Below are 17,262 nucleotides of genomic sequence, written 5' to 3'. Positions count from 1 at the left end.
AAAGTTAATACATACTGGCATATCGTAAATGATAACGAATATGTAAAATGAAAAGTATTTACGAAATTTTCTGTAATTCTTCCAATATTCTCCTTAACGATGCGTATGTGGAATTACAAACGTTCCGTCAGCGATACATGGAATTGCAAAAATTTCATACATCTCTTCAGTTGAAACACCAAGCTCAAAAGATTTACCCAAATGATATTTGATACAATCATCACACCGTAAAACCTTGCTACTAATCTAAGCATTGCTTTAGTTTTTTTACTGAGAACACCTTCCTCGTAAGCGTTGGTATCAAGATTCCAAAGGCACTTCATCACAATATCATTTTTGCTTAGGATAACGTCGTTCATTCTCTTACGGTATTCACTAAAATTATCAACTAATGTTGACATCGTTTATCTTTTAACGCATTCATGGCATGCAAATTCATTTTCGTTAATTTTACTGCCTATTATTATTTTCTATGAACGACATTCAATATGACTTCGGAATGATTGGGCTAGGCGTTATGGGCAGTAACCTTTTGCTGAATATGGCAGATCATGGTTTCGCTGTTATCGGCTATGACAAGAATCCTGATAAAACAAAACTCTTCGAGGCTTCCGCTTCAAAAAACACGATCGTAAAAGGTGTAAATACTTTAAAGGAAATGATTGACGCTTTAAAGGTTCCGCGAAAAATTATGATGCTCGTACCCGCCGGAAAACCTGTTGATAGTGTAATTGGCGACCTGCTACCGGTGCTGCAAAAAGGTGATATTATCATAGACGGAGGGAACTCTCATTATACTGATACTTTAAAACGAATACTGGAACTTAAGGACAAAGGGTTCCATTTTATGGGCATCGGTATCTCAGGTGGAGAAGAAGGTGCAAGGAAAGGCCCCAGTATTATGCCGGGGGGCGATAAAGAAGCCTACGCAGAAGTAGAGCCACTACTAAAAGCTGTAGCTGCGAAGGTGAATGATTTTCCATGTGTTGGATATTTAGGTCGAGATGCTGCAGGGCATTATGTAAAAATGGTACATAACGGTATAGAGTATGCGATAATGCAATTAATAAGTGAATGTTACGATTTAATGCACAATGGCCTTTCATTGCCTAATGCCGAATTACATGAAGTTTTTAAAAATTGGGATAGTGGCGACTTGAAATCTTTTCTGCTGGAAATTACAGCTACGATTTTCGAAAAGAAAGATAAAAAAAACAGCAATGCTTATTTGGTTGACATGATCCTCGATAAAGCAGGAGCGAAAGGAACCGGGCAATGGACGTCGGAAGAAGGACTCAACCTGCCAATGCCCATACCTACTATTGACGCAGCTGTTATGATGAGAAATCTCTCTTCTCTGATAGATGAAAGAAAAGAAGCTGCTACCTTATATGAAACTACTTTGCAAAAAATAGAAATTCCAAAAGAAGAATTCGTACAGTTACTAAAAGATGCATTCTACTTTGCAACTGTCATTAGCTATGCGCAAGGTCTTGCAATGCTTACAAAAGCTTCGCACGAACTTAATATGGAAATTCCTTTACCCGAGGTCGTTAGCGTATGGAGAGGTGGATGTATTATTCGGTCTGCGTTATTGGAATATTTTAAAAATGCATACATCAATGCAGATTTGAGAAATTTATTACTCGATAAAAATATTGCAACCATTTTAAAGCAGAAGGAAAATAGTATTCAAAAAATTGTATCGATTGGTGGGCTAAACAATTTCCCTTTGGCAGGGTTTATGTCATCACTCAATTATTATAATGCGTATCGCAGAAATTTATTACCTACAAACTTGATCCAGGCCCAACGGGATTTTTTTGGAGCGCATACTTATCAGCGAATTGATGAAGATGGAATTTTCCACACTGAATGGGAAACGAAACCTGAAATCGTATCAACAAAATATTTAGATTAATAAGAAAAAAGTTCAATGTTAGACTACAAAAAAATATCTCCGATGCTCATTTTTATTTTCGGTGGCAGCGGGGATTTAAATTATAGAAAATTAAATCCTGCGTTATTTAACCTGTTTATGGATGAAGCGATGCCTGACAACTTTAGTATTGTGGGTATTGCCCGTTCAGAATATCCGGGTGATGAATATGAAAAACATTTAAAGGAAGGAATAGATAATTTTTCAAGAAGAAAGGATACAGATAATGAATGGGGGGAATTTTTAAAACATATTAGTTATACACCCCTGGATGTAACTAACGCTGAAGATTATGCGAAAATTGCAAAAATTGCAAAAGATACAGAAGTTAAATTCGGATTACACCCCAATATCATTTTTTATATGGCAGTTGCCCCGCAGCTTGTTCCTTCAATTGTAAAGAATCTTGGTACGCTCGATATTTGTCATGATACAAAATGCACCCGGATTGTAATTGAAAAGCCATTTGGGCACGACCTGGAAAGCGCAAAAGATATGAACAGAATGCTGGCCAAATATTTTACAGAAGAACAAATATTTCGCATTGATCACTACCTGGGTAAAGAAACAGTACAGAACATTCTTGCGTTACGATTCGCCAATGCATTGTTTGAACCGATTTGGAACAGAAATTATATTGATCATGTGCAAATCACGGCAGCAGAAACTGTAGGTGTGGAAGGTCGTGGTGGTTATTACGAAAATTCGGGCGCCTTAAGAGATATGATACAAAACCATATTTTGCAGTTAGTCTGCATGATAGGAATGGAAGCGCCTGTGTCGTTTGATGCTAACGAGATAAGAAATAAAAAAGTTGATGTGCTAAATGCCATTCGCCGTATTAACAAAGATGAAGTACATGAGTACGCTGCACGCGGGCAGTACAGCGGCGGATGGATGCAAGGAGAAAAAGTAACTGGCTACCGGGAAGAAAGCGATGTTTCGCCTCAATCAAATACAGAAACTTTTGCTGCAGTTAAATTTTTTGTCGATAACTGGCGTTGGCAAGGTGTTCCATTTTATGTACGCACAGGGAAACATCTTCACGAAAAAACCACGATGTTAAGTATACAATTTAAACCTGCACCTGCTTACGCTTTTCCCAAAGAAGCTGCAGAAACCTGGCGGCCTAACAGGCTTACCATTAGCATTGCTCCCGAAATGGATATTTGTCTTCGTTTCCAGGCAAAACGCCCGGGACAAAGCATGATACTTAGCCCGGTTGATATGATATTTAATTACAAGGATGAATTCGATGGCGAAGAACCCGAAGCTTATGAAACACTCTTATACGACGTAATGGAAGGTGATGCTACACTTTTTATGCGGGCCGACCAGGTAGAAGCTGCCTGGGAAGTTGTAATGCCTATATTGGATGCCTGGCATGCACGCAAGCCTGTTGATTTTCCTAATTATTCTCCGGATTCGTGGGGACCGGAAGATGCCGAAGCACTGATTGCAAGAGATGGACATAACTGGATAAATGTTGCCCCGAAAAAGAAGGAACAATAAAGATGACGTTTCATATTTATAAAAATAAGAAAGAGCTGGCTAACGAACTAGCTACATGGATATGTGATTTAATTAATTCTACTTTACAAAAACAGGAATTTTTCACGTTGGTGCTCTCGGGTGGTGAAACTCCGAAAGATCTTTTTAAAAAACTTGCCTCAGCCGAATTCAAAGAGAAAATTAATTGGAATAAAATCCACCTTTTCTGGGGTGATGAACGTGTTGTTCCATTTAGTGATGAGCGGAACAATGCAAAAATGGCATGTGACATCCTGATTGATAAGGTCGATGTACCCGCCTCGCAAGTGCATATAATGCGAACAGATATTGAACCCATTTTTGCAGCTAAAGAATACGAAAAATTGTTACATCACTTTTTTGACGATACTGATAGAAGTTTTGACCTCGTCTTACTTGGTATGGGAGATGATGGTCACACCCTTTCGTTGTTTCCAAATTCGCCACTCCTTAACGAACAAAATGAGAATTGGGTAAATCCCGTTTATAATGAGGAGCAGCAGATGTTTCGTTTAACACTAATGCCCGTGATCGTTAATCGGTCTTCTAATATTGCTTTTATGATTGAGGGCAAAAAGAAATCAGCAGTTCTTAAAGAAGTTATTAAAGGCAAATTTTCGCCAGTTAATTTACCTGCACAAATTATAAAACCCGAAAAGGGCGAGCTGCATTGGTTTCTGGACGAAGATGCAGCACAGGACTTAAGTGCAATCAAATAGTATTTTAGTAGCAATTCCTGAGATACAAACCAACAAAAATTTGAATAATTTTATATATTAAATTTAAGTCTATGTCAATATTTGGCTTTTTAATTCTCCTGTTGATTGCTGCAGTTTGTGGTGGAATTGGTCAATCAATTGCGGGTTACAGCGTTGGAGGTTGCCTGGTTTCTATCGTTGTTGGCTTCATTGGAGCCTATATTGGTTTGTGGATTGCCGGAAAAATGGGCTTACCTCATTTTTATACAGTAATAGTTGACGGTAAACCCTTCCCAATAATATGGGCAATAATTGGCTCGGCAATTTTTACCTTTATTGTTGCTTTATTAAGAAGAGTATTTACCGGGCGCAGTTAAAAAATATACATTAATCATTTTTCTTGCTTCTCAAAATCCAGAACCACGGAATTGATGCAATAACGCAAACCGGTTGGCGGAGGTCCATCTTCAAATACATGCCCAAGATGTGATTTGCATTTTCCACATTCTACCTCTGTTCTTTTCATCCCATGGCTGTTATCCGGCAAATAGATAATGCTCTCTTTGCTTATCGGTTCAAAGAAACTCGGCCATCCGCAACTGCTGTTAAACTTACCATCACTTTTAAAAAGAGGATTCCCGCATACAGCGCAATAATAAGTACCCACTTCACTATGCATATTATATTTTCCCGTGAATGGGCGCTCGGTGCCCTTCTCACGTGCAATGTGGTACACATCGGCCGGCAAAATTTTTAGCCATTCCTCGTTGGTTATATCCTCCGGTCTACTATCATTTCCAGAATAATCAGGATTTTTCTTATCAGTGTTCATAAAAATGTTTTTTCTTAAATTGTTTCATATAGTTATCTTCCTAATTGAACATTGAAAATAAACAGATTTGCCGCAACAATGTTTGAATAAATTTATGAATTTCTCCAATCGTTTATAACAATAATAATCACGAATAAGGAATTTTAAATTCCATCCATTATATTTGGACTTCACAAGGATTTTAGCAAGTATGTTCAATCTCATTTTATTTGGGCCGCCAGGCAGTGGGAAGGGTACGCAATCAGAAAAACTTATTGCAAAGTACAATCTTAAACATCTTTCAACAGGTGATTTGCTGAGAAGCGAAATCGCGGGCAAAACGCCCCTGGGTTTAGAAGCAAAAAAATTTATGGACAAGGGGCAGTTAGTTCCCGATGAAGTTGTAATCGGTATGATAAGTTCTGCCTTAGACAATTATCCTGACGTGGTAGGTTTTTTATTCGATGGCTTTCCGAGAACTTCAAAGCAGGCAGAGGCTTTAGACAATTTACTGGAACTTAAGGACCTTTCGATAAACGTAATGCTTGCATTAGACGTATCTGAAGAAGAACTGGTGAAACGTTTGGTAAAACGAGGCGAAACGAGCGGCCGGCCTGATGATAGCAACGAACAGGTGATACGAACCCGTATTCATGAATACAACAAAAAAACTTCAGCCGTTGCTGATCATTACAAAAAAGTAAATAAAGTAACACTCATAAAAGGCGAAGGGAGCATTGATAATATCTTTAAGAGCCTTACAAAAGAAATTGATACCCGAATGAAAAAAAATTAAACCCAATTATTATTTACTCACTCTAAATTATATTAACATGAAAGACAATAAAGAAACTTTTCTGAAAGAAAAATTAGTTGCCATGTTAAAAAAATTAAAGGGAGGAGAAAAAGCGAAATGGGGTATTATGAATGCACAACAAATGGTTGAGCATTTTGCAGATGCGGTAAAAAGTGCCAACGGAAAATTGATTTTACCCCTCCTAAACAAGGATGAGAGATTACAAAAATTAAGGGAATTTTTAATGAGTGATGAGCCATTTAAAGAAAATATAAACAATCCGCTCATTCCCGAAGGCGGATTTAAATTACACAAACCTGATATCCAATCTGCCATCAATAAAGTTCAAAAAGAACTTGATTATTTTTTTGAAATTTTTGAAAAACATCCTGAAATAAAAACTCAAAATCCTTTTTTTGGAGAGCTTGATTATAGAATGAATGTTCAATTATTACACAAACACGCCATGCATCATTTACGGCAGTTTGGCTTAGTATAATATTTGGGGTTGTATTTAATCTACCTTTTTTCATTTTCCTATCCGATTGCGTTCTATTGTTAATTTTGAATCCTAATTAAGGCACCATGAAGAAATTGGGTAATTATGTAATGGGATATTGGATGGAAGGCGAAGGGGACGGACAGCAACTATACGATGCAGTTAATGGCGAATTAATTGCCGCAGCAACAACAAAAGGTATCGATTTTGCTTCCATGTTAAAATATGGAAGAGCAAAAGGAAGTACAGCCCTTCGCAAAATGACTTTTCACGAGCGGGGAAGAATGCTTAAAGCCCTGGCGTTACATTTGCTCGAGCATAAAGAAAAGTTTTATTCACTGAGTTATAAAACTGGCGCAACCCGTGCGGATAGTTGGGTCGATATTGAAGGCGGCATCGGAAATCTCTTTTCTAACGCCTCGCTCAGGAGAAAACTGCCCGACGAAATTTTTGTATTGGATGGTGACAACATAGGACTAAGTAAAGGCGGCACATTTGCCGCCCAACATATTTTACTTCCTAAAGAAGGTGTTGCTGTTCATATTAACGCTTTCAACTTTCCAATTTGGGGAATGCTGGAAAAAATTGCGGTAAACTTACTGGCAGGCGTAGCCGCTATTGTAAAGCCTGCTTCAATTACTTCTTACCTAACGGAAATGGTTGTACGTGAAATTATTTCTTCAAATATTTTACCGGAGGGAAGTTTGCAATTAATATGTGGAAGTGCCGGTGATATATTAGATCATGTTACTTCGCAGGATCTAATCACTTTTACAGGATCCGCATCTACAGGCCTTCAATTAAAAAGCAATTCGAATATTCTTAAAGAAAATGTACCGTTTAATCTTGAAGCAGATTCATTGAACTGTATTGTACTTGGCGATGATGTTACTCCAGATATGCCTGAATGGGATATTTTTATTAAAGAGATCAGAAAAGAAATGACATCGAAAGCCGGACAGAAATGTACGGCAATAAGAAGGATTTTCGTGCCTGAAAATAAGATGGAAGATGTATGGAAAGCCATAGGTAAATCGTTGGCTCAAACCACTATTGGAAATCCTGAAAATGAAAAAGTTCGGATGGGTGCGCTGGCGGGCCAGTCTCAAAAGAAAGAAGTATTAGGTCAGGTTCAAAAATTGTTAGCCACATCTCAGTTAATTTATGGCAGTCTCGATAGTGTGGCGTTGATTGATGCGGACATCAGCAAAGGGGCATTTGTTAGCCCTTTGTTATTAATAAATGAAAAGCCTTTTATATCGGAGGAGCCTCATAACGTAGAAGCATTTGGACCAGTGAGCACAATCATGCCATATAAAAATATTGACGAGGCAATTGAACTGGCAAAAAAAGGCAAAGGCTCTCTATGTAGTTCGGTCGTTACGGCAAATGAACATTTTGCCAGAAATTATATATTAGGAGCAGGCACTTTTCATGGGAGAATTTTAGTGCTTAATAGTGAGGATGCAAAAGAAAGCACCGGCCATGGCTCACCGCTGCCAATGCTAATTCACGGCGGACCGGGACGTGCCGGCGGAGGCGAAGAGATGGGCGGATTGCGTGGCATACAACATTACATGCAAAGGGTGGCCATCCAGGGTTCTCCAACAATGCTCACGGCAATAACAAACGTGTATCAGCCGAAGGCGAAAGGGAAAAGCTCTTCAATTCACCCATTTAAAAAATATTTTGAAGAACTTGAAATAGGGGATCAACTTATAACAGATAAAAGAATTATTACTTCTGAAGACATTGATAGGTTTGCCGACCTGAGTGGTGATCATTTTTATGCGCACTTAAAAACGACCGATTTTAAAGATACCATGTTTGACCAACAGGTAGCTCACGGATATTTCATAATTAGTGCCGCTGCAGGATTATTTGTTGATAGCGTAGAGAAAAATCCTGTTCTGCTTAATTACGGTATTGATGAACTTCGTTTTACAAAGCCCGTTTATCCAGGTAATGAAATTTATGTTCGGTTCACCTGTAAAGAAAAAATTCAACAGGAACTAAAAGAAATGAATCCTGAAGCACCGTTTATAAAAGGTAGCGATATACCGAAGGGAATAGTAAAATGGTATGTGGAAATTTTGGATGAAACAAATGATCCTGTAATTGGCATTGCGACGATACTAACGATGGTCAAAAGAAAAAATAACCAGCACCCTTTAAAATAGAAAAAGTTCGGGATCAGAAATAATAATGATAAATTAAAAATGATTATAACTTCGTGGCTTGCTTAAGCCGATAAATTAATTTTAAGATATGCCAGAAAACGGATACGTAAAATCTCACACCGAACACGGAATTACAACGATCGAATTTTTTCATCCTCAAAGCAACTCTCTTCCAGCAAAAATTCTTGATGAATTGGCCCAGGAAATTCATTATGCCGGAACGCATGATACAAAAGTATTGATCCTTCGCAGTGCCGGTGAGGGAGCATTTTGTGCAGGAGCGAGTTTTGATGAATTGATGGCAATTAAAAACGAAAAAGATGGCTTACACTTTTTTGAAGGCTTTGCCAATGTAATTAATGCAATGCGTAAATGCAATAAACTCATTATTGGCCGTATCCAGGGGAAATCGGTTGGTGGCGCTGTGGGGCTGGTGGCTGCATGCGATTATGCAATTGCTGTAAAAGAAGCCGACGTTAAATTAAGTGAACTGTCTTTGGGCATTGGTCCGTTTGTGGTAGGTCCCGTTATTCAAAGAAAGATTGGAATTTCAGCTTATAGCCAGCTCGCTATTGATGCAACCCTTTGGAGAAACTCTGACTGGGCAAAGAAGAAAGGATTGTTTGCAGAGGTGCACGATTCTATTTCCAATATGGATGAATCAATTTACAGGCTTTCAAATGCACTTGCGCATTCCAATCCTGACGCCATGAAGGAATTGAAAAAAATATTCTGGAAAGACACCGAGGACTGGGACACGCTTTTGCATGAAAGAGCGGCTATAAGTGGGAAATTGGTATTAAGCGAGTTCACAAAAAATGCAATTGCAAAACTCAAGGTTAAAATAAGATAAAAAGCTTCCCGCTAAAATATTCTCCTTACAAATCATCATACTCATATAGTGGGTCAATATGAGTACCTGCCTGCATGTCAAAAACAGGATTGATTAATCCGTCTTTTAATCCATACACCCAGCCATGTAAATGAGGGCGTTGTTCGTTTAACCATGCCCGTTGGATAATGGATGTTTTTGCCAGGTGAACGACCTGCTCCTTTACGTTAAGCTCTACCAGCCTGTCTGTACGGTGTTCCTCATCACTAATCGCTGATAATTCGTCACGATATAACCGGTAAACGTCTTTAATATTTCGCAGCCACATGTTAAGCACATATTTATAATCGTGATTTGTCATAGCGGCTTTAATACCACCGCAACCATAATGTCCACAAACAATAACGTGTTTGACTTTTAAATGATTTACAGCAAAATCCAATACACTCAACAGGTTAACATCAGTATGAACAACCATATTGGCAATATTGCGATGAACAAATATTTCACCTGGCTGTGTCCCTGTTATTTTATCTGCCGGAACCCTGCTGTCGCTGCAACCAATCCACAAAAACTCAGGAGTTTGTAAAGAAGATAATCTTTTAAAAAATTCAGGATCATTGTCAACCTGATTTTGTGCCCATGTTTTATTATCCGAAAGTAATTTTTCGTATGAAGTCATAAATTAAATTTAGCAACTACTTATAGCATTTGTATAATCATTCCATTTGGCAATTACATATTCAATCCGCCGCATGTACTTATTACCTGTCCTGTAACATAAGAACTCAGGTCGCTTGCAAGAAAGAGAGTGACATTGGCAATTTCTTCTGCACTGCCAAATCTTCCCAAAGGGATTTTATCCAGAAATGATTTTGCAGCTTCTCCCTCCTTCAAATAGTGGGTCATATCTGTTTCGATAAAGCCCGGTGCAATCGCATTGCATCTTACATTTCGGCTACCTAATTCTGCAGCAATAGATTTTGTAAATCCTATAATGCCAGCTTTGCTTGCCGCATAGCTGCTTTGGCCTGCATTTCCTCGCATGCCTACTATTGAACTCATATTAATTATACTTCCTTTCCTTGATTTCATCATGGGACGTATAACCTGTTTCGTCATATTAAAAACACTTTTAAGGTTCGTGGTCATTACTTCATCCCATTGATCGGGCGTCAAACGTAACAATAGATTGTCTTTAGAAATTCCGGCATTGTTTACACAAATATCTACAGTGCCGAACGTTTTCACAACATCACTTATCATCGTCTCACACTCTTCATAATTACCGGCATTGCTTTGATAGGCTTTAGAATTAACACCAAATGCTTTTATTTTCTCCTCGAGCAGTTTCGCTTTTTCTTCGCTGTGCAAGTAAGTAAAAGCAACGTGCGCACCACTTTCAGCCAGCTTCAAAACAATACTTTCTCCAATACCACGACTACCTCCTGTTATTATCGCAACTTTGTTTTCCAATAATTTCATAAATACAACTTTTTATTTTTTATCGTCTGTCAAATTAAATTCATTGATCCTGTGTTAACCATTGCAAGAATCTCATCAATTAGATTTCTTTCATTGCTTAATCGCGGCACTTTATGCTGACCACCAAGTTTTCCTTTTTGTTTAAGCCATTGCCTGAAAGTGCCTGTTTCTATAGCATGAACCAGTGGTATTCTTAGTGCGATGTTCTTATAACGTTTCGCTTCATAATCGCTGTTCACCGATTTTAATGCATCATCAAGAGCTGTGATAAATTCATCCATATTATCTGGCAGCTTATCAAATTCTATTAACCATTCATGTGCGCCATTTTCCCGTTCGCTAAAAAAAACCGGTGCAGCTGTATAGTCGCTTACTATTCCGTTTGTTTTTGCTGATGCTATCGCTATTGCCTTGTCGGCATTATCTACTATCACCTCTTCACCGAATGCATTCATATAATGTTTCAATCTACCCGTGACTCTTATTTTAAACGGGCGGAGAGATGTAAACTGAATGGTATCCCCCACAAGGTATCGCCAAAGGCCGCCGTTGGTACTTATTACTAGAGCATAATTATTGTGCAGTTTAACCTGGTCTAACCCAAAAGTTTTTGCGTTGGGATTACCATATTCTTCAACGGGCATAAATTCGTAAAATATGCCATGATCTGCAAAGAGCAACATTCCATCTGTATCAGGCATATTTTGAGCCGCAAAAAATCCTTCGCTTGCATTATAAATTTCAAGATAATTAATAGGAGCTCCTACGAGCTTTTGCATTTGCTCACGATAAGGCGTAAACGAAACACCACCATGAATATACAATTCAAGATTGGGCCAAACTTCCTTTAAAGTTTTCCTTCCGGAAATTTCCAGGATGCGTTTAATTAATACAATAGTCCATGTGGGAACGCCCGCCAGTGAGGTCACATTTTCATTGATCGTATTTTGTGCCAGTTTTTCAATTTTGCTTTCCCATTCATCAAGCAGCGCTATACTTAATTCCGGAGTTCGAATCCAATGCCCCCAGAAAGGTGTGTTCTGCATCAGGACCGCACTTAGATCACCATACTGTATTTCTTCATTCAAAGCGTTTACCTGGTGGCTTCCGCCAACAACAAGGCTCTTGCCTGTGAGTAAATCACTATCAGGAAAATTTTTGTAATAGTTGCTTAGAACATCTTTAGAAGCTTTGAAATGTGTTTCCTTCAAGGTTTCTTCACTAATGGGAATAAACTTACTTTTTGAAGAAGTAGTCCCGCTACTTTTTGCAAACCAATTAATAGGTGTGTTCCATAAAACATTTTCCTCGCCGTTCATCATCCGCAATATGTAAGGCCTAATATCATCATATTCGTGAATGGGCACACGTTTTTTAAAATCCTTGATTGTAAAAAGTTTTGAATACGAATATTTGCGGCCAAATTCCGTGTACTGTGCCTGTGTTACAAGATTTTGCAGAACATTACGTTGTGCTGCAACCGGGAAGCTAATCCAGTTTTGAACCCGCCAAAGACGAAGTCTTGCTAATCTCGATATGGCAGGGCTCAGCAGCTTCATTAAATACTTTTTGGTTATTTTATAAAGGTAAAGCTATGGATGATATATGTTATAGTTTGTAATTATATATAAAAAGCATTCGTGGCAATTTAATCCATAACTAATTTACAAATTATTTTATAGCATCTGTGTGCAGGTAGTCTTTTCTTTTTAACTCAAAGTTCTTACCCAGGTAAAGGCGCCGAACCTGTTCATCTTTTGCCAGTTCTTCAGCAGTGCCATGTTTGTATATTTTGCCTTCAATAAGTAAATAGGCCCTATCGCAGATTGACAGGGTTTCGTTTACATTATGGTCTGTAATGAGAATACCGATGTTTTTATATTTAAGTTTGGTAACTATTGATTGTATGTCTTCAACCGCAATGGGATCAATACCCGCAAAAGGCTCATCCAGCAGAATAAATTTTGGATCTACCGCCAATGCCCGTGCTATTTCGGTGCGTCTTCTTTCGCCGCCGCTTAATACATCTCCGTTACTTTTACGAACATGGACAAGATTAAATTCTTCAATCAATGTCTCTAGTTTCTCTTTTTGTTGTGCCCTGGAGAGTTTGGTCATTTCTAAAACAGCGGCAATATTGTCTTCCACAGTAAGCTTTCTGAATATGCTTGCTTCCTGCGGTAAGTAGCCCAGGCCCATTTTTGCCCTTTTATACATGGGCAGTTTGGTTATGTTTATATCGTTCAAAAATACATCCCCTTCGTCGGGCTTAACCAAGCCTACCACCTGGTAAAAAGAAGTTGTTTTGCCTGCTCCATTTGGACCTAGCAGTCCAACAATTTCTCCCTGGCCAACCTGGAACGAAACCTTGTTGGTAACTGTTCTTTTGCCATAATTCTTAGTAATTTCTTTTGCGTAAATGGTCTGGTTCAAAACAAAGTATTTAAACAAAAATAAGCGAATGGATATTAATATTATGCTAACGTATAGTTTCCCTTTAGGTATTCGTATATAATCAATTAATAATGATCAGATGCAGAAGCGTCATTTTTTTTGATTGCAATAGACTATCGACTTTTTGACTATTGAGTTTTTGAGTTTATGTTTGCATCTATTTTGTAAAAATGAAAGTTACTGATCATATAAAAGAAGCGAAGGGTACCGCAGTATCATTTGAGATATTACCGCCACTGAAGGGTAAAACGATTGAATCTATTTATAACCATCTTGATCCTTTAATGGAATTCGATCCGGCCTTTATAAATGTTACTTATCACCGCAGCGAACAGGTTTTTAAAAAGAAGGCTGATGGCACTTTTGAAAAAATAGAGGTGCGCAAAAGACCGGGTACCGTTGGCATTTGTGCAGCTATAATGAATCATTATAAAATTGATGCTGTACCCCATTTAATATGTGGGGGTTTCAATTTACAGGAAACCGAAAATGCATTAATTGATCTTGCTTTTTTGGGAATAGATAATGTATTGGTGTTGCGTGGCGATGCAGCAAAAAATGAAACAATTTTTGAACCGGAAAAAAACGGGCACGCTTATGCGTTAGACCTGTTAAAACAAACCGTTAATCTCAATAACGGAATCTACCTCGAAGAAGACATTAGGGATGGTTACAAAACAAAATTTTGTATTGGAGTAGCTGGCTACCCCGAAAAGCATTTTGAGGCTCCCAATATGGAAAGTGATTTGAAATACCTTAAACTCAAGGTTGATGCCGGCGCAGATTACATAACCACGCAAATGTTCTTTGATAATAAAAAATATTTTGATTTTGTAAAAAAAAGCAGGGAGGTTGGCATTGAAATACCCATAATTCCAGGCCTTAAGCCAATAACTTCAAAAAAACAGCTCTCTGTTTTACCACGAACTTTTCATGTAGATATTCCCACAGAACTAAGCAATGAAATTCTTAAATGCAAGACAGATGCTGAAGTAGAAATTGTGGGAACTGAGTGGCTATTAGCACAATCGCAGGAACTCAAAAAAATGGGTGTGCCTGTTTTGCATTATTATACTTTAGGAAAGCCTCATGTTATTGCCAATGTAGTAAAAGAATTGGTGTAATGATCCTTGAATTTCATTTAGAAACAGAGGCCCGCTTGCAAAATATTACGAGCGGACCTTATCTGAATTTTCACTCAAAGAATCTTTTTTAATTGTCCAGGGGAATCCCCAGGGAAATACTAACTGTTCTATATTTATTTTTATTATCAGCGTTATTATTGCTTTGCGTTGAATTAATTTTTGTCAGCCCATATCCATAGTTCAACTTTAATAAAACCTTACCCAGGTCTAATCCTCCACCAAAATTTAATCCAAAATCGAACCTTTTAATTTTGTCATATGCCGCATCATCCTGTTGTGAGGTAAAAGGATTATCATTACTGAATTTTACAGTATTTGAAGAACTTGACGTTACTCCTAAAATGCTGCTTTCTGTTTTAGATTTTCCTGCGATACCCATGGCCGCATACGGACCTGCATTAAAGTAGATATTAGTATTCCTCTCAAGGGGGAAACGCAACACTAAATTTAGAGGCACTTCGAGATACAAAGGATTAAATTCTGTTTTTACATAATTGTCTTCATGTGTGGAGCCGAAATAAGTGTTTGCCTTGGCACCTCTTCCTTCCAATAACAAACCACTTTCCAGGTCGATGGCTTTCGATAACCCAAATCGTCCCAAAAAACCGGCATTCAAAGTTGTAAGTAAATTGTTATCCTGCGTTTCGCCCGACTTTGTTTGGGTAATATTGGCGAGGTTTAAACCTCCTTGCAGATACACTTGCGATTTAGCTGCGGTCACACCGCCAGTTAGCATTGCGATCATTAATAGTTTCTTCATTGGTTAGCTTGTTTAGTTTAAAAAATTAAAAACACGGATTAATAGAATCTCTTGAGAGATTTTTGTCAACATCTTTTTAAAAAAATATCCAAGATATTTTTTTAAATACAATTACAATATCTACCTAACGGGTAAATACGAAAAATATGATTCTATGACTATAGATTTTCGTATTTGTTTAACAGTAGCATTAAACGCCTGTTATTTAATTGACTGAAAGACTTTTTCATTTACTGTAACGGGGTATTTCTTTTTCAACTCCTCAATCCATTTCTTTTCAAGTAAATTTTGGTAATCATTGATAACCAATCCACGGGCGTCCGCAAAACTGCGTTGTTGATCACCTGGATATGTTTTAATAATAATTGAAAATATAGATGTCCCGTCTCCGCTGTTTACAACGGGTTCGGTGAGCATACCAGGTGTAAAATCAGTTTTGCTTTTCACCGGAATCTGGCTCAATTCGTATCTTCCAGAATCAGCTTGAACCTGGGCGTTATCTTTTACGAGGTCTTTCCAGGTTTTACCTTTATTAATTTCTTCCAGTGCGGCTTTTGCCTCAGCCTCGTTGGAACACGAAAATAAAATGGCATCAGCACTAGGATTCCACTTATAATTGGTTTTATGTTCATTATAATATTGTTCGAGTCCCACGCTATCCGAAGAAGCTTTGGACCAAACTTTTCGTTCCATAATTTCAAAAAGCATATTGCCGTCTTTAAATTCCTGCAACTGGTATTTAAATTCCGGATTAAAGTTCTCCAAACGGCTTTTATAATTTTCTGTGGCCGCAATTGTAACATAATTTTTGAAAAGCTCTGCATGGGATTGTTCTGCATGAGCTGCATAGGTGGTTTTCACACTTCTTACATATTGCATCCAGTCTCCCACTTTTACTTTCGCATTGTTAAAGGAAAACAAGATAGTATTTTCGTTAACATTGCCGGCAGTTATTTTCTTATTTGATATTGCAAATGTATCTGTTACCGTCCAAAGATCTTTTTCGTTTATGGCATTGTTCTTTTTGAATCCTGTTTTAACCAATACTAGTTTTAAAAATTTTTCTTTTGCTGATGCGATGCGGCTATCTGCAAGTACCTCTTGCTTAATATTGGCCATAAAAGCTGCATCGGTCTTATTTTCGGGTATCGGTGACCGGGAGAGTCGTTTAATAATGTGATAGCCAAATTCGGTTTGGAAAGGTTGTGAAATATCACTATCGTTTCTTAATGAAAAAGCAACCTGCTCGAAAGCTCCGTCGTAAGTCGCCACACCAAATTCAGGCATGATGCCATTGTTCATATAAGTTCTCCTGTCGTCACTGTATTGTTTAGCCAATTCTCCGAAATCAGCACCTGATTTCAACGCTTTATACACTGAGTCTGCTGTTTGCTTTGCACGATCTCTCATGTTAATATTCCCGGCCGGGACAGCAAATAATATCTGGGCAATTTTAATTTTGCCAACCGCGGGTCGCTCTTCTTCATTCTTAAAAATATGCCAGCCCTTTTTGGAACGATAAGGCTTACTTACCTGCCCAGGCTTCAGGTCGTACACTATATTTTCAAATTCATATGGCAATGTGAAAACTGTTACCCAACCCAAATCGCTTCCCTCCAGCGGAGCAATTTTTTCTTTTATTTCGGAAACCATTTCATCATAGTTTGTGCCGCCCTTTTTCAATTCATCAAATGCTTCGTTAATTGCTTTGTATAATTTAACGGTATCTGCAGGTAGCATTTTGCTGTTAATTGAAACATAGAAATGTTGCACGTGAATATCTTTTTGGGCCCTGTTAAATGCTTCATTCACCAATGCATCCACTTCTTTGTCATCCTGCAAGTAATTATTTTCAATCTGTGCCCTGAAGTTCTGAAGATCAGATTGTAAAGAGGGAAGCGTATCAAGCTGCATATCCTTTGCGGCCTGCACCTTCAATTTAAATTTTATATAAAGATCAAGGTAATCTTTCAGGGATTGTTCCGTATCGGTTGCTGGGGTTTTATTTTTATTATATGCCCGAACAAATTCTTCCTTACTCACGGTATGTTTTCCGTAGGTAAAAAGTGTTTGGCAATGAGTTATTGAAATAAGAAAAGAAAAAGCAGTAAACAAAAAAAGTTTTTTCATCAC

General features: G+C 38.0%; 17 protein-coding genes. 9 read left to right on the top strand and 8 right to left on the bottom strand.

All coding sequences use genetic code 11. The annotated features are described in order from the left end of the window. Positions 1-93: 93 nt before the first annotated feature. On the bottom strand, positions 94-201 hold the full coding sequence (locus tag ACO1O5_RS20640) for a hypothetical protein (RefSeq protein WP_486273646.1): 108 nt from the start codon (positions 199-201) through the stop codon (positions 94-96). A gap of 271 nt (positions 202-472) precedes the next feature. Between ACO1O5_RS20640 and gndA the strand changes: the two genes are divergently transcribed. The 4 genes from gndA to ACO1O5_RS20620 all read left to right on the top strand — a co-directional run bounded on the left by gndA (position 473) and on the right by ACO1O5_RS20620 (position 4,544). Next, positions 473-1,921 carry an NADP-dependent phosphogluconate dehydrogenase gene (gene gndA, locus ACO1O5_RS20635; RefSeq protein ID WP_486273645.1) on the top strand — a complete coding sequence of 483 codons (1,449 nt, stop codon included), beginning with the start codon at positions 473-475 and terminating at the stop codon, positions 1,919-1,921. Positions 1,922-1,963: 42 nt separating this feature from the next. Beyond that, positions 1,964-3,451 (top strand): glucose-6-phosphate dehydrogenase, encoded by a 1,488-nt coding sequence (gene zwf, locus ACO1O5_RS20630; RefSeq protein WP_486273643.1) that lies wholly within the window; start codon positions 1,964-1,966, stop codon positions 3,449-3,451. Positions 3,452-3,453: 2 nt separating this feature from the next. After that, complete coding sequence (gene pgl, locus ACO1O5_RS20625) at positions 3,454-4,188, top strand: 6-phosphogluconolactonase (RefSeq protein WP_486273641.1); 735 nt, start codon at positions 3,454-3,456, stop codon at positions 4,186-4,188. A 71-nt stretch (positions 4,189-4,259) separates the two neighbouring features. Further along, complete coding sequence (locus tag ACO1O5_RS20620) at positions 4,260-4,544, top strand: GlsB/YeaQ/YmgE family stress response membrane protein (RefSeq protein WP_486273639.1); 285 nt, start codon at positions 4,260-4,262, stop codon at positions 4,542-4,544. A 14-nt stretch (positions 4,545-4,558) separates the two neighbouring features. Here ACO1O5_RS20620 and msrB read toward each other — a convergent pair whose 3' ends face one another. Beyond that, positions 4,559-4,999, bottom strand: coding sequence for a peptide-methionine (R)-S-oxide reductase MsrB (msrB, locus tag ACO1O5_RS20615; RefSeq protein WP_486273637.1), 441 nt, complete (start codon positions 4,997-4,999; stop codon positions 4,559-4,561). A 190-nt stretch (positions 5,000-5,189) separates the two neighbouring features. Between msrB and ACO1O5_RS20610 the strand changes: the two genes are divergently transcribed. From ACO1O5_RS20610 to ACO1O5_RS20595, 4 genes are all read left to right on the top strand, one after another. Further along, entirely contained in the window at positions 5,190-5,774 is a 585-nt protein-coding gene (locus tag ACO1O5_RS20610; protein WP_486273636.1) for an adenylate kinase, read from the top strand. Between the two features lie 82 nt (positions 5,775-5,856). Further along, complete coding sequence (locus ACO1O5_RS20605) at positions 5,857-6,273, top strand: hypothetical protein (protein ID WP_486273634.1); 417 nt, start codon at positions 5,857-5,859, stop codon at positions 6,271-6,273. A gap of 86 nt (positions 6,274-6,359) precedes the next feature. Next, on the top strand, positions 6,360-8,453 hold the full coding sequence (gene paaZ, locus ACO1O5_RS20600; protein WP_486273632.1) for a phenylacetic acid degradation bifunctional protein PaaZ: 2,094 nt from the start codon (positions 6,360-6,362) through the stop codon (positions 8,451-8,453). Between the two features lie 88 nt (positions 8,454-8,541). Beyond that, positions 8,542-9,306 (top strand): enoyl-CoA hydratase/isomerase family protein, encoded by a 765-nt coding sequence (locus ACO1O5_RS20595; RefSeq protein WP_486273630.1) that lies wholly within the window; start codon positions 8,542-8,544, stop codon positions 9,304-9,306. A 25-nt stretch (positions 9,307-9,331) separates the two neighbouring features. Here ACO1O5_RS20595 and ACO1O5_RS20590 read toward each other — a convergent pair whose 3' ends face one another. The 4 genes from ACO1O5_RS20590 to lptB form a co-directional block, all read right to left on the bottom strand. Further along, the gene (locus ACO1O5_RS20590) at positions 9,332-9,967 is read right to left on the bottom strand and encodes a carbonic anhydrase (protein WP_486273629.1); all 636 of its coding nucleotides are present in this window, start codon (positions 9,965-9,967) and stop codon (positions 9,332-9,334) included. A gap of 53 nt (positions 9,968-10,020) precedes the next feature. After that, positions 10,021-10,770, bottom strand: coding sequence for a 3-oxoacyl-[acyl-carrier-protein] reductase (gene fabG, locus ACO1O5_RS20585; protein WP_486273627.1), 750 nt, complete (start codon positions 10,768-10,770; stop codon positions 10,021-10,023). 29 nt (positions 10,771-10,799) lie between these two features. Next, on the bottom strand, positions 10,800-12,329 hold the full coding sequence (locus ACO1O5_RS20580; protein WP_486273625.1) for a GH3 auxin-responsive promoter family protein: 1,530 nt from the start codon (positions 12,327-12,329) through the stop codon (positions 10,800-10,802). 112 nt (positions 12,330-12,441) lie between these two features. Beyond that, a complete protein-coding gene (gene lptB / locus ACO1O5_RS20575; protein WP_486273623.1) occupies positions 12,442-13,203 on the bottom strand; it encodes an LPS export ABC transporter ATP-binding protein in 762 nt (253 codons plus the stop codon). Positions 13,204-13,394: 191 nt separating this feature from the next. On the opposite strand from lptB, the gene ACO1O5_RS20570 reads away from it, so the two are divergent. Further along, on the top strand, positions 13,395-14,348 hold the full coding sequence (locus tag ACO1O5_RS20570) for a methylenetetrahydrofolate reductase (protein ID WP_486273622.1): 954 nt from the start codon (positions 13,395-13,397) through the stop codon (positions 14,346-14,348). A gap of 88 nt (positions 14,349-14,436) precedes the next feature. Here the strand turns inward: ACO1O5_RS20570 and ACO1O5_RS20565 are convergent, their stop codons facing one another. Continuing rightward, a complete protein-coding gene (locus ACO1O5_RS20565; RefSeq protein ID WP_486273621.1) occupies positions 14,437-15,129 on the bottom strand; it encodes a porin family protein in 693 nt (230 codons plus the stop codon). Between the two features lie 201 nt (positions 15,130-15,330). Further along, positions 15,331-17,259 carry a foldase protein PrsA gene (locus ACO1O5_RS20560; protein ID WP_486273619.1) on the bottom strand — a complete coding sequence of 643 codons (1,929 nt, stop codon included), beginning with the start codon at positions 17,257-17,259 and terminating at the stop codon, positions 15,331-15,333. Positions 17,260-17,262: the final 3 nt, after the last annotated feature.

The sequence above is a fragment of the Ginsengibacter sp. genome (assembly GCF_057362405.1).
This window is presented reverse-complemented; position numbering and strand designations above follow the sequence as displayed.

Bases quoted from the DNA above. Each gene is read 5' to 3' on its own strand.
- ACO1O5_RS20610 (WP_486273636.1), top strand. From the start codon at position 5,190: ATGTTCAATCTCATTTTATTTGGGCCGCCAGGCAGTGGGAAGGGTACG.
- zwf (WP_486273643.1), top strand. From the start codon at position 1,964: ATGCTCATTTTTATTTTCGGTGGCAGCGGGGATTTAAATTATAGAAAA.
- ACO1O5_RS20620 (WP_486273639.1), top strand. From the start codon at position 4,260: ATGTCAATATTTGGCTTTTTAATTCTCCTGTTGATTGCTGCAGTTTGT.
- pgl (WP_486273641.1), top strand. From the start codon at position 3,454: ATGACGTTTCATATTTATAAAAATAAGAAAGAGCTGGCTAACGAACTA.
- ACO1O5_RS20595 (WP_486273630.1), top strand. From the start codon at position 8,542: ATGCCAGAAAACGGATACGTAAAATCTCACACCGAACACGGAATTACA.
- msrB (WP_486273637.1), bottom strand. From the start codon at position 4,999: ATGAACACTGATAAGAAAAATCCTGATTATTCTGGAAATGATAGTAGA.
- paaZ (WP_486273632.1), top strand. From the start codon at position 6,360: ATGAAGAAATTGGGTAATTATGTAATGGGATATTGGATGGAAGGCGAA.
- fabG (WP_486273627.1), bottom strand. From the start codon at position 10,770: ATGAAATTATTGGAAAACAAAGTTGCGATAATAACAGGAGGTAGTCGT.
- ACO1O5_RS20590 (WP_486273629.1), bottom strand. From the start codon at position 9,967: ATGACTTCATACGAAAAATTACTTTCGGATAATAAAACATGGGCACAA.
- ACO1O5_RS20605 (WP_486273634.1), top strand. From the start codon at position 5,857: ATGTTAAAAAAATTAAAGGGAGGAGAAAAAGCGAAATGGGGTATTATG.
- ACO1O5_RS20565 (WP_486273621.1), bottom strand. From the start codon at position 15,129: ATGAAGAAACTATTAATGATCGCAATGCTAACTGGCGGTGTGACCGCA.
- ACO1O5_RS20560 (WP_486273619.1), bottom strand. From the start codon at position 17,259: ATGAAAAAACTTTTTTTGTTTACTGCTTTTTCTTTTCTTATTTCAATA.
- ACO1O5_RS20570 (WP_486273622.1), top strand. From the start codon at position 13,395: ATGAAAGTTACTGATCATATAAAAGAAGCGAAGGGTACCGCAGTATCA.
- gndA (WP_486273645.1), top strand. From the start codon at position 473: ATGAACGACATTCAATATGACTTCGGAATGATTGGGCTAGGCGTTATG.
- ACO1O5_RS20580 (WP_486273625.1), bottom strand. From the start codon at position 12,329: ATGAAGCTGCTGAGCCCTGCCATATCGAGATTAGCAAGACTTCGTCTT.